The following is a 12893-nucleotide window of genomic DNA, read 5'->3' as shown; positions in this document are numbered from 1 at the left end:
AGATTATCCTTTAGTCATGGATGTCCATATCCAAAACACTGCAGAATATGCTATATTAGCGCCCCTTATTATAGGGTTATTGAATGTTGATTTTAATTTACGCTCAAACACCCAAAAGAGCTTACAACCGCTTCACAACCATTAAAATATTTATTGAATTTTGAGCCCTCCATGAGTGACATGATTGTCTTAAACGATGTGACCAAAAGTTTTCTAAGCGACCGGTCTATAAAAGATAAAGACGGCAAGCCACATTGGTTTACTGCTGTCGAGCCGACGTCCTTAACTGTGCAGCAAGGCGAGATATTTGGCTTGATGGGCTATTCGGGTGCGGGTAAATCTACCCTCTTACGCCTGATTAATTTGCTTGAGCGTCCAGATTCCGGTCAAGTCATCGTCGATGGTACGGATTTGACCACCTTATCCGCTAGTGATTTACGTATCGCCCGCCATAATATCGGCATGATTTTTCAGCAATTTAATCTGATGTCCAATCGTACGGTCTTTGATAATGTCGCCTTTAACTTAACGGTGGCAGGTTATCCGAGCGCCGATATCCATAAGCGGGTGATGGACTGCTTAGAAATCGTCGACTTGATCGACCGTGCTGGGCATTATCCCGCGCAGTTATCAGGGGGACAAAAACAGCGTGTCGGTATCGCGCGCGCCATTGCGCCAAGCCCAAAAGTATTATTGGCGGATGAGCCGACCAGTGCGCTTGACCCTGCGACCACGCGCAGCTTATTGACTTGTCTACGCGATATTAATGAACAGCTTGGCGTCACCATCGTCATTGTCACGCATGAAATGAGCGTGATTCGCAGGTTATGCGACCGCGCAGCGTTGTTACATCAAGGGCAATTGCTTGAGGTTGCCGATATTCGCGACGGTCTGATTCAGGCCACCACAACGATTGGCAAAGGCTTGGTTCACGAAGACTAAGAGGTAGGAGAATAGACATGTTAACTGGTGCTGAATTATCCGCCTCGATAGACAAACTGCTCGCGCTGCGCAAAGAGATTTGGCAGGCGTTTGTAGATACCTTTATTATGCTTGGTATCTCAACGACGGTCGCCATCGTGATCGGCGGTTTGTTTGGGGTTTTCTTATTTTTATCTAGTGATCGGCAGTTTTTGCAAAACAAGACGCTATACGGTGTGCTTGGTGCGATTACCAACTTTATGCGCGCCTTCCCATTTGTGATTTTGATGATTGCCATGAGCCCTTTTACCAAAGCCATCGTTGGCACCGGTATTGGACCGATTGCCGCCTCTTTGGTATTGGCGATTGCGGGTTCCTTTTACTTTGCGCGCTTGGTTGAACAAAACCTGCGTGAAGTGCCACGTGGTATTATCGAAGCAACTGAATCGATGGGCGCCCGTCCTTTTACCATTATCAAAGTACTGCTTAACGAAGCGCGGTCTGGCTTGGTATTGTCGGTCACTATTTTATGTATCAGCTTACTATCGTTTTCGGCAGCTGCTGGTATGATTGGTGGTGGCGGTCTGGGTGATTTGGCGATTCGTTATGGCTATTATCGCTATCAAACTGAGGTGATGGTATTTATTGTCGTCATGCTGTCGATTATGGTTATCGGGATTCAGGCCTCAGGTAATTGGATAGCCATGCGTTTGGATAAGCGCTAAATTTCACTTATAAATTGACTATAAACAGTATTAGTCATTGGCTCTTAAAGCACGCATATTAAACGTTTGATATGAATAATGCTCAAGCTTTAATGCCGATTCATCCTAAGCAAATGCTTGACTTTGTAACTGATTCCCTTTAATTTTGATATTATCTTAACAACCGTTAACTTAGCAGCATTACTATTCATAATGTTGCTTTTTTAATGCGGGTTTTAAATGTTGATACTCAATCCACTATTCCCATCCCTTATTAAGGAAGTTTCATGAAATTAACAGATATCAGCCGTCAAGTAGCCACAGCATTTGCTGCGGTTGGCGTATCAGGTCTTGTATTGGTCGGTTGCAACAACTCATCAGCGCCAGAAGCCAACAAAGAGCCAGTCACTGAAGGCGCAACGGAAACAACGACCACAGAAACAGCCGCGACCAGCGATATCGACCCTGAGCATAGCAAAATTGTCATCGGCACCACCGAAGGTGACTTTGCCGATATGGTACGTAACCAAGTAAAAGGCTCGTTAGAAGCACAAGGTTATGAAGTTGAGCTCGTCACATTTACCGATTATGTACGTCCAAACATCGCCTTGGCTGATGGTGATTTAGACATCAACATCTTCCAGCATAAGCCTTATCTTGATACCTTCAAAAAAGAAAATAACCTTGATTTGGTTGAAGCCTTCCAAGTACCAACAGCCCCACTTGGCATCTATTCAGGCAAAAAGACTAAAATCGATGAGGTCTACAAAGGCATGAGCGTTTCTGCGCCTAATGACCCAAGTAACTTTGCGCGTGCGTTAGTGATGATGAATGAGCTAGGTTGGATTACGTTAAAAGACAATATCGACCCATTGACCGCCTCAAAAACCGATATCGCCGATAACAGCAAATACGACATCAAAATCGTTGAGCTAGAAGCTGCCCAGCTACCACGTGCGCGTGATGAAGTTGACTTTGCTATCATCAATGGTAACTATGCAACTGATGCCGGTATCAAGCTGACTGAAGCGCTATTCCAAGAGCCAAGCTTTGCTTATGTCAACTGGTCAGCGATCAAAACTGCTGATAAAGACAAGAAATGGGTAAAAGACGTGACCAACGCTTATAACTCAGAAGCCTTTAAAAAGTATGCGCATGATAGCTTCCCAGGTTACAAATACCCAAAAATCTGGGGTAATGATACCGCTGCTGCCCCTGCGACTGCTTCTACAACAGCTACTGCTCCTGTTACAGAAGCTGCTGCTCAGTAATTGCTTGCCTCATGATTTAAGATAGTTTATGCCAATAAAGTATCTTAAAAATTAAATAGAAAAAGCCCATTATTTAATAATGGGCTTTTTCGTTAATATTTTAGCTGGTTGCTATTTATTCTTTCTCTATTTTTGGTAAATAAGACTACTTGGTTTTTCTAAAAACATCCAATTCGATATCATAGCTTGGTTCAGACTTTTTAAATAAATATTTACCATGACGAACAGAAGCGAGCACGTCAGCGCGTTGACGGACCGCCTCAAACGGACTATCGGCGTCCAATACCAAAAAGTTAGCTGGCTTACCAACATCCAAACCGTATTCATCTTCGATATTTAAGGTCTTTGCGCCATTTATGGTGATAAAGTCGAGACAGACGTCAAGCTGCGGCAGCGACATAGTTTGCGCCAAATGAATACCGTTATCCAAGATATTCATCATATTGCCGTTACCAGTTGGATACCACGGATCGTTAATAGAGTCTTGACCAAAGCTGACGTTAATACCATTTTCCCAAAACTCTTTGACCCGCGTCAAACCACGGCGTTTTGGATAAGTGTCCTGACGACCTTGCAAGTAAGCATTTTCGGTTGGCAAGGCGATAAAGTTCATGCCTGACTGCTCAAATAGCCCCATCATCCGAAATGCATAAGCATCATCTGCTGAGCCAAAGGAACAAGTATGACTCGCCGTCGAGCGCGCGCCGATACCTTCAATCATCACCAAGGCATTTAATAATTGTACGTGACGGCTCATCGGATCATCAGTTTCGTCACAGTGGACGTCGATGAGCTTGTCATATTTAAGGGCTAATTCAACCGTCTTACGCACAGAATCTTGACCGAATTCATATGCCCATTCAAAATGCGGAATACCGCCAACACAGTCCGCGCCCATTTTTAACGCTTCCTCCATCAACTCGACAGCGCCTTTATAGGCATACATGCCTTCTTGCGGAAAGGCCACAATCTGAATGGTAACGTTGTCTTTTAACTCTTCGCGCAGCTCAAGCATTGCTTTGAGCCCTGTTAAATCAGGGTCGCAGATATCGATGTGGGTACGAATGTACTGCACGCCTTTAGAAACCTCTTCCTGAATGCCTCTTAGCATCCGCGCTTTGGCATCTTCAAAAGATTGCGTTTTTTTGACATCGTGCCAGCGCGCAATCCCTTCAAATAGTGTACCTGAAGCATTTTTCGCCTCATCACCGCCGCCGGTATAGACATAATCTAAATGCAGATGCGAGTCTACATAAGGCGGTACAACCAACCGACCTTTCAGGTCAATCTCTTCTGTAGAAGCCGGTAAACCCTTACCTATTTGATGAATGACACCGTCTTTGACGAGTATTTCATTAGCATCGCTATTGCGATAGATAGTGGCATTGGTAAATTTAATCATGACAAACTCCTATTATTGCTAAAAGTTAGTTATTTAAAATTGTTGATTAAAGCTGAGTTATTAAGTGCTATTAGATTATTAACATCCATTAGACAGCAGGTGCATCTAAGGTTTTCTTAGAGATTACCGTAATAATAATGGCAGGCACGAAACACAGAATAGACAGATAGATGATACCCAAGACACCTGTTTCTGGCATATGCACCAAAATCAAACCGGCAAGCCATGTGGCAATCATAATTGAAAAGTTAAATACGCTCGATTGTACCGAGGTCGCGACAGCTTTTGCTTCCGTCACCTGATGGCTAACAGCCGTTTGAAACATAGTTACCAGAGGTCCGAATGCCAGTCCCCACAGTAAAAAAGCAAAATGCGCAAAACCATTCGTTCCCCTGAAGAAGACGAACAACAACATAGCAATCACGCCGCAAGCTAACATCCCAACGATTAAACCCCGTAAATGGGTGTCAATAATCTTGGCCGATAAGATGACCGAGATGACCGAACCTATCCCAAAGATAAATAGCGCTAAGCTGATACCGCCAACGAACTTAATGGTTTCGACCAATAGCGTGATATAGGTGTAGGTGCTGTAATGGGCGACGACTGCTAAAAAAGTCAGTGCTAAAACAATCCAGACGCTAGGTATTTTGAGCACCGCTATTGGCGAGTTACTTTGGGTCAGCTTTTCGCCTTGTACCGATGGTAAAAACTTCATAGCCAGCAGTGCAATCACCGCACCCAATACACCAAGTACGATAAATGAGGTACGCCAGCCAACTTGGGTGCCAATATAGGTCATAATCGGTAGACCCAGACTTACCCCAAAGGTATTGCCCGCCATAATGATAGTGATAGCCTTACCATGCAGGTTTTCTGGCACCAATGCCGTCCCATAGGCGGCAATCATCGGCCACATAATCCCTGCACAAATACCGCCAATGATACGCATGGTGACGATAAGCGCATAAGATGAGGTAAGACCGACAACAATATTAGAAATGGCAAAGCCTGCCAATAAAGCCATCAAAAGAATTTTTCGATTGACCCACAACGTCATACTAATAAGCGGAATGGCAAAAATCGCTGATGCCAGCGCGTATATACCGACCAAAAACCCTACCTGAGTCTGCTCAATACCTAAGCCAGCGGTCATTTGCGGCAAAATACCAGATGGCATCAGCTCTGAGAGAATACCAATAAAGGTCACGCTTGCCATCAAACCAAAGATAAACCACGAAATAGGGTTTTGATGCTGACTATCTTCACCGTTCTTTAAGTGACTGTCTTGTACAGCACTTGCCTTTGAAAGATTGGACACATCCTCTCCTAATTGAATGAAATTGCTAGAAGATTGTGCAACTTAACTTTGTTTACCGTTACTGAGCTAATCATTACTTTATTGCTAGATCCACTTTATTGATGGCTGCGTCGATAAGAATCTATATATCTGTAAATGGATAAATAAATTTGTCATTTGTCTGGTTATACTCTAGCATTACGCCACTTTTATATATACCCCTTACTATAGTAAGGTTTTGTAATTTCAGCAATGCCTATTTTTGGTAACATACTCGAATGACCTATTAGGGGCTTTAATAACTATAAAATGACGTTACAGCCTGTTTGTGGTTTGTAGGAAAGCGTCACCTGCTCTTTCAATCAACGTATTTTCTTTTTATAGTGGCTAAGCTTAATAGAGAAGGAGTCTTAATAGAGACTGAGGCTTAATAGAGTTTAAGAACATCATATTTCTGATTGAATTCTCTATTAATAATATAAGAGCTATTAATAAATCACAAAAACAACAAGGATAATAATATGCGTGCTAAAACTTATAATATTCGCACCGCTGGACAAGCCAACATTCCAGTACTAGGATTGGGCACGTGGCAATCAACGGGCCAAGACTGTATCGATGTCGTCAGCCAAGGATTAAAAATGGGTTACGAGCATATTGATACTGCCCAAGCTTATGATAATGAAAAAGAGGTGGGAAAAGGTATTAAGCAATCAGGCGTCGCTCGTGATAAGTTCTTTTTAACGACCAAAATATTCCCTGATGACATGAAGTTTGAGCCAGAAAAGCTTATTGCTGCTGCCAAGCGTTCGTTAGCAAACTTAGATACCGATTACGTTGACTTGCTGCTGCTACATTGGCCTGATGATCGTGTGCCATTATCTGAGACTATGCCGGCGCTTTGTGAGCTACAAAAACAAGGTTTAACCCGTAATATCGGGGTATCTAACTTTAATATTGCCAATATCATCGAAGCCAAGCGCTATGCTGATGTACATATTGCTGTCAATCAGGTTGAGTTTCACCCTTTTATTAAGCAAAAAACCTTGCAGACCTTTTTAAACAATCACCATATTTTATTGGAAGCGTATTCGCCGCTTGCCCGCGGTGATGTGTTTGATAATGAAGTGATTAAGGAAATCGCTGATAAACACAGTATCACTCCAGCGCAAGTATCGCTGGCGTGGATTTTATCGGATAAGCATCGTATTGCAATTCCAAAAACAGCTAACCCTGAACACTTGCAAGGCAACTTAGATGCTATAAAGATAGAGCTTAGTGCAGATGAACTTGAGAAAATTGGCAGCTTAGCGCGTAGCGACGGGCGTAAAATTAAGCATCCGGATTATTCACCAGAATGGGATGATTAATAAACCATACTTATTTTAATACTAGCAACAAAAAAGCCAGTGATAAAAGTCACTGGCTTTTTATATTTGACGCTTTTTACGATAACTATTGATAATTATTATTGCCAGCGCTATTACTGCTGCAAGGTATTGGTCTTATGAACTTTTTCAGCGGGGTTATATTGCTCAGAAGAAGGGACCGCGCTGCTACGATTGTTTTCTTTCATCGATTTGGCAACTTCTGGTGGCATATAATTTTCATCATGCTTGGCCAATACTTCACCTGCGACAAAGGTATCGCCTTGCATTTTGCCGGTTGCAACCACACCTGAGTTTTCAGCGAACAAATCTGGCAAGATGCCTTGATAAGTAACTGGTACTGTGGACTGAAAGTCGGTAATAGCAAATTCAATACTTAAAGGGTCATTTGGCGCACGTTGGACACTACCAGCAACCACCATACCGCCAGCACGGATACGCTTGTCTTGTGGCGCTTCACCCTTCGCAATGGCGGTAGCGTCAAAGTAGTAATCGGTCTGTTGCCCAATGGCATAAATCACCAACACCACGGCAATCGCCGCCCCTGCAAGCGTAAACATAACCCACATCAGTTTTTTGCGACGAACTGCGTTCATACTACTACCTCATTGATGAGTCGCTGCTTTACAAACTGTGCGTCTGCAAAACAGAAAATATTAAAGAAATGCTTATTAGACTGACTTGATAAAAAGCCCGTCCAACCGTACTTTTCTAATACCTATATGGTAGCATTTTTTGCTCAAATCAATAAGCCCCCTAGCAACTGATGAGGTCATATATTTGCAAGTAAGACGTTATTATTTTAAAAGCTAAAATTTTGATATTAAAAAGGATTTTTTAAGAGGATTATTTGGTCGCAGGATTAGAAGTCTTAGCAGCGCGCTGTGCCTGACGCGATTGCTGAATTGCTAGCTGCTTGATAAGCGCTTGCCGTTGACGGCGACTATAAATAATAAAGATCAGCATCATGCCGACCGTAATTGCCCAGCATGACCAGACAAACACACCATGCTCACCCATGGCGATAAACTCAGAGACGCTATAAAAGTAAGGCTGCATTATGTTTTCCTAGCCGTTATTTGTTTTGCTCATGGCTGTATTATTATCTTGTTATGAGGTTATTTGTTTTGCGCACGAACGTATTCTTTTACCCACGCTTTACCTTGGTCGCGATATAAAATCAGGGTATTGGTACGATAAATGGCCAACGTCGCCACCAATAAATAGCTGCCAATAATCATCAATAGTAGGGGCATCCACATATCCGCCGACATTTTTGGTGCCGCAGTCAGCGTAAAGGTCGAGCCTTGGTGCAAGGTATTCCACCACTGTACTGAGTACTTGATAATAGGCAAATTGACAGCACCAACGATGGACAAAATAGCAGCAGCTTTACCACGGTTGGCGGTATGTTCAAAGGCGGCAAACAATGCCATCACGCCCGCATACAAAAACGCCAAAATGAGCATAGATGTCAAGCGTGCATCCCAAACCCAATAAGTGCCCCACGTCGGTTTTGCCCAAATAGAACCTGTTAATAGACTAATGACACAAAGCAAAAAACCAATCGGAGCCAGCGCCTGCGCCACAAGGCTCGCCGTCTTAATTTTCCATACCATATAAATCACGCCGAGTACGGCTAAAGCAAAATAAATGGAGATAGCAAGACTGGCAGCGGGTACGTGAATAAAGATAATACGATAGCTATTACCTTGCAGATAATCAGGCGGCGCAAATGCCAAGCCCCAAATGCTACCGATGAGCAAACAGAGACCGGCTAATATCGCCAGCCACTTAACCCAAGGCGCAAAGATACGAAAGAACTCCTTGGTACCCACCGTGGTCAAGAAAACTTGCCAGATGCGTTGCCACAGGCTAGGAGATGAGACATTATTCAGGTTGGGCATGGGAATAAACCTATTACGCAGCTGGTGATTATCGAGTAAAACGCAGGATTCATACGACTACCCGCTGACTTTCTGGCGTTAAACGCTGGATAGAATCTACACGTGACTGTTTGTTTAATAGACTATTATAGCAAAGTTGCCAGTTTTCACCATGCTGTTAATCTAAAGGGTTTTAATGAGGGAATATATATAGTCGATACTGAATAAAATGGATACACGATACAATACTGCGTGATTTTTTAATTTAACCAAGACATTTTTAACGTCATTGAAATCACCCATGGCATCACCAACACCGAAATAATACTACCTGCCAGCAGCAACGCTAATATAGGCAGACCGTTAAGACCTGTAGCAAACAAATCAACCGCACCGGTAGCAAAAATCAATACCGGCAACTGCATTGGTAAGGCAATCAAAGGCACCAACACCGCGCCATTTTTCAGTGATAACGTTAAACTACTGGCGACCGCTGACAACATGAGCAGCATCGGACTGCCAGTGACAATAGACGCCATCAAAATCCATGCCTCGAACCAGCTAAGCTGAAATAAAGGCACGGCAAGCAAACTTAATACGGCCACAATACCACTACTAAAAATCCAATGGATAACCAACCGAATCAGTACCCATAATGGCAGTGACGCTTTGGCGACGACCAATTGCGCCAAGGTGCCATTATCAAGGGCAGGCTTAAATAAACCATCGACACCCATCACCAGTGACAATAGAGCTGCAATCCACACCGCTGACACTCCAAGGCGTTGTAATAAAGCAGGCTCGCTACCAACGGCTAACGGAAATAAGGTAATAATCACTAAAAACAATACCAGAGGATATAACCACTGTACTGCCCCTTGCTGCTTGACCTGCCACTCGCGCCGCCAAAGCTGCATAAAACTGATAGCGCGCACAGCAGCTCCACCAGCATTTGAAGTGTTAGCATTCGAGCTTGTATTCACGGTCTTTACTGCACTGTCTGTGTCTATCATTTATTCGCTCTTCCACTAATGCTTGTCGCACTTATATTGACGCTTGTTGCAGTTAGATTGATGCTTATGGCAGTTAGATTGATAGCATTTATACCATATAGTCGGACAAATCGAGCACTTGATTGGCGACGCCGACGGCTTGGTGACTGGTCATTAATATCGCACCTCCAGCCATAGAAAATTCTCGCAATCTGTCTTCCATTCGCGCTACCATATCAACATCAAGCGCGGTAAAAGGTTCATCAAGTAACCATAAAGGGGTGACGTCCGGCGTTAATAAATACAAGCGTGCAAGGGTAATACGACGCGTTTGCCCAGCAGATAAATGGCTTGAGCTGATGGTCTCAAACCCTTGTAATCCCACCCAAGTAAGGGCATCATCAATATCAGCGTTACTTGGACTAATACCATATAAATTTAGCAAAAATGTGAGGTTTTGGGCGACAGTGAGATTCGGATGAATGCCTAACTGATGCGACACATATAAAGGCTGCACGGGTAAACTGACTGTGCCTTGATAAACAATCTCACCGCTCAGCACTGGTAACAATCCAGCCAGCTGCATCAGTAGCGTCGTCTTACCGGTACCATTGGCGCCGACCAAGTGACAAATGCTACCAGCAGCCAAATTGAGTGTCACCCCTTCACATAAAGGGATTTCACCACGCTGAACCGTCAGCTCATCAAGCACAAGTAAAGCGGTATTCAGAGCCGTCATCCAAACCTCTCATTATTTATTAAGCAGCAAGCAATATTCATCACAAACCCAGCTGATGTTCGTGGCATAATACTTTATGCTTACTTCAACCACACAGTATAACAAATTGTCAATTACTATGACCTCAAAACCTATGAAGACTTCAAAAGATATTCAAAACCCGAATCAAAACTTGGCTCAAAAATCAGATACGCCCATGCTAACTCTAAACAGCTTAATCGAGGCGCAAGTTACCTTTATGCAGCAATGGCTGCACTCACAAGCAGAGCCGCTATCAATGCAGGCTTGGCAATGGTTTAGCGAGCAGCCACTGAGTAAATATATCAGTAGTGATGATTTGCAGCATGTTATTAATGACTGGTTTCTTAAACAGCCGCTAAGCGAGGTGGTACGTCGCGATATTCGTGATATTTTGCATACTATTATTTATCATCCTGTCAATGATAATGTGCCTTTATCAGAATTGGTTGATGACACCCAAGTTGAGATTCTAGCCAGTTATGTCGGCAGTCATGAAGAGCAACGTCATATCTTGGTACATACGCTGGTCGGCAATGAAACCTTTGCTGATTTATTGACGCAAACGCTGTATCACGCTATCAATGATTTTATGGAAACCACGCTAGATAAAGCAGGGGCAGCCGGTAAACTCATGAAGTTTGGACGTAGCTCGTTTGAAAAAGCAACCAATCGCAATCTTGATGAAAAACTGCAGACGTACCTGCATCGTAATATTAAAGATTTGGCGCGCCGAGCAGAAGCCAATGCCCAAGCGCATTTATCCAATGAAGAGGTTGCACGCTTATTGGTAACGGGTTGGGGGCGTATCAAAGATAAGCCGATTAGCGAAATCCAAACCTATTTACGTGATGAGCCTAACGATAGCAGTATTGAGCATATTGAAAACAGCATCCAACAAAGCTATAACCGCCTGCGCCTATTACCTTATTTGCATAGCCTTGTGGCAGCCGGTGTCGATACTTGGTATATCAACCATCAGGCCGACAGCATGGCCAATATCGCGGCAAGTTTAAACATCGATGAGCAGGCAATGACGAAATTGAGTACTGCCCTGCTACCTGTCGTCACTGACGCCCTTGAAAGCTCATGGGTTACGGCGCATATAACAGAGATGCTGCAAGCGTTTTATGCCCAGCCGAGTATTAAAGCAGGATTGGTATTTAGCACAGATTAATTTTTTTAGCGTACGGTTTATTATTTAGTTTTTAAACTTCCACCCTTTATTAGCTAGCCTACTATCTATGAGCCAATCTTATAAACTCAGCTTATGGCAAAGAATAAAACAGCTGCTTAATGTATCAGCTGAACAGGCTGCTATTGATGATATGAAGATAGCTAACGACTTAGGTTTGGATTTGGGTTCAGATTTAAATCTAACAAAACAGGATAAAAACAGCCCTCATCCTTCAGAAAATGAGGGTGATAGTGTAGAAAATTGCCCTAAAGATACTGAAAAGAATAAGGATAAGGATAATAACCACGATGATACGGATGTTAGCGGCTCTAACCCTGACTTAAGTCATCATTTAAACCATAACGTCAACCACAGCTTTGATAACCGTTTCGATGACGTCATTTATAGCAGCCTTAGTAGCAATCTTGATAGTCGGTTAGATAGCAGCGCTGATACTGACGCTTATTTTGATAATGACATTGACAATATGGCGAAACAAAATGAGCTGAATGACACCCCCATTATCAATTATCTTAAGCAGTATTTCGACGAGCAACAATGGCATTATAACCATTATCGACCCAAAAGCAGTGACAATAATGACAGCCAGCAATCACACTATTTGTCTTTAAGAATGCGCAATAAAAAGCTCGACTGCGGCTACCTATTTCGCGTGCAAGAACACAACAACCTACTGGCAGTCTATGGTATTTTGCCGTTCTTAATACCCGAAAGCCATCAAAGCGCTGCGATGTTACTGATTACCCAAATCAATTACGACATGCTGATTGGCAATCTTGAAATGGACATCAATGATGGCGAGATACGCTACAAAAACGCCATCGATGTCGAAGCGGTCGGTATGGATGAAAACACCATTGAGCATTTACTACAAAGCGTCATCGCCATGACCACGGTGACTTACGAGATATTTAGTGATTTGGTCAATAATCAAAACCCTGCTGCAGAATTGCCAGACTTACTGATGACGCTACATCAGCAAGAAGATGCTCGAACCTTTTTCTTACCCACGCAATTTGTTCAGTAATCCATTGCGCAAGCTAGATATTTGTCGCTCTTACATTTTCTCACCAA

General features: G+C 43.1%; 13 protein-coding genes. 6 read left to right on the top strand and 7 right to left on the bottom strand.

Features of this window, described 5'->3' with window-relative positions; all coding sequences use genetic code 11:
- The first annotated feature begins 171 nt into the window (after nt 1–171).
- From JMX13_RS02160 to JMX13_RS02150, 3 genes are all read left to right on the top strand, one after another.
- A complete protein-coding gene (locus JMX13_RS02160) occupies nt 172–942 on the top strand; it encodes a methionine ABC transporter ATP-binding protein (RefSeq protein ID WP_201565075.1) in 771 nt (256 codons plus the stop codon).
- A gap of 17 nt (nt 943–959) precedes the next feature.
- Nucleotides 960–1646 (top strand): methionine ABC transporter permease, encoded by a 687-nt coding sequence (locus tag JMX13_RS02155; protein WP_149488683.1) that lies wholly within the window; start codon nt 960–962, stop codon nt 1644–1646.
- A gap of 266 nt (nt 1647–1912) precedes the next feature.
- The gene (locus tag JMX13_RS02150; protein ID WP_201609310.1) at nt 1913–2896 is read left to right on the top strand and encodes a MetQ/NlpA family ABC transporter substrate-binding protein; all 984 of its coding nucleotides are present in this window, start codon (nt 1913–1915) and stop codon (nt 2894–2896) included.
- Between the two features lie 145 nt (nt 2897–3041).
- On the opposite strand, the gene JMX13_RS02145 is transcribed toward JMX13_RS02150, so the two are convergent.
- Nucleotides 3042–4298, bottom strand: a complete 1257-nt coding sequence (locus tag JMX13_RS02145) for an amidohydrolase family protein (protein WP_201609309.1) — start codon at nt 4296–4298, stop codon at nt 3042–3044.
- A gap of 88 nt (nt 4299–4386) precedes the next feature.
- Nucleotides 4387–5619 (bottom strand): MFS transporter, encoded by a 1233-nt coding sequence (locus tag JMX13_RS02140; protein ID WP_265088385.1) that lies wholly within the window; start codon nt 5617–5619, stop codon nt 4387–4389.
- Nucleotides 5620–6119: 500 nt separating this feature from the next.
- On the opposite strand from JMX13_RS02140, the gene JMX13_RS02135 reads away from it, so the two are divergent.
- Nucleotides 6120–6968 carry an aldo/keto reductase gene (locus JMX13_RS02135; protein ID WP_201609308.1) on the top strand — a complete coding sequence of 283 codons (849 nt, stop codon included), beginning with the start codon at nt 6120–6122 and terminating at the stop codon, nt 6966–6968.
- A gap of 113 nt (nt 6969–7081) precedes the next feature.
- Here the strand turns inward: JMX13_RS02135 and ccmE are convergent, their stop codons facing one another.
- The 5 genes from ccmE to ccmA form a co-directional block, all read right to left on the bottom strand.
- Complete coding sequence (gene ccmE / locus JMX13_RS02130; RefSeq protein WP_201544451.1) at nt 7082–7582, bottom strand: cytochrome c maturation protein CcmE; 501 nt, start codon at nt 7580–7582, stop codon at nt 7082–7084.
- 250 nt (nt 7583–7832) lie between these two features.
- Nucleotides 7833–8045, bottom strand: coding sequence for a heme exporter protein CcmD (gene ccmD / locus JMX13_RS02125; RefSeq protein ID WP_201609307.1), 213 nt, complete (start codon nt 8043–8045; stop codon nt 7833–7835).
- Between the two features lie 59 nt (nt 8046–8104).
- On the bottom strand, nt 8105–8893 hold the full coding sequence (ccmC, locus tag JMX13_RS02120; RefSeq protein WP_201609306.1) for a heme ABC transporter permease CcmC: 789 nt from the start codon (nt 8891–8893) through the stop codon (nt 8105–8107).
- A 239-nt stretch (nt 8894–9132) separates the two neighbouring features.
- Nucleotides 9133–9789: a heme exporter protein CcmB gene (locus JMX13_RS02115; RefSeq protein WP_201609482.1), complete on the bottom strand. Its 657-nt coding sequence runs from the start codon at nt 9787–9789 to the stop codon at nt 9133–9135.
- Nucleotides 9790–9973: 184 nt separating this feature from the next.
- A complete protein-coding gene (ccmA, locus tag JMX13_RS02110; RefSeq protein ID WP_201609303.1) occupies nt 9974–10603 on the bottom strand; it encodes a heme ABC exporter ATP-binding protein CcmA in 630 nt (209 codons plus the stop codon).
- 133 nt (nt 10604–10736) lie between these two features.
- On the opposite strand from ccmA, the gene JMX13_RS02105 reads away from it, so the two are divergent.
- Complete coding sequence (locus JMX13_RS02105) at nt 10737–11798, top strand: hypothetical protein (protein WP_227686179.1); 1062 nt, start codon at nt 10737–10739, stop codon at nt 11796–11798.
- A gap of 67 nt (nt 11799–11865) precedes the next feature.
- A complete protein-coding gene (locus JMX13_RS02100) occupies nt 11866–12846 on the top strand; it encodes a YbjN domain-containing protein (protein ID WP_201609299.1) in 981 nt (326 codons plus the stop codon).
- The last annotated feature ends 47 nt before the right edge of the window (nt 12847–12893 follow it).

It is taken from the genome of Psychrobacter immobilis (genome assembly GCF_904846285.1).
GTDB lineage: Bacteria > Pseudomonadota > Gammaproteobacteria > Pseudomonadales > Moraxellaceae > Psychrobacter > Psychrobacter immobilis_D.
Note: the sequence above shows the minus strand (reverse complement) of the source record. Positions and strands in the feature narration are given on the sequence as shown.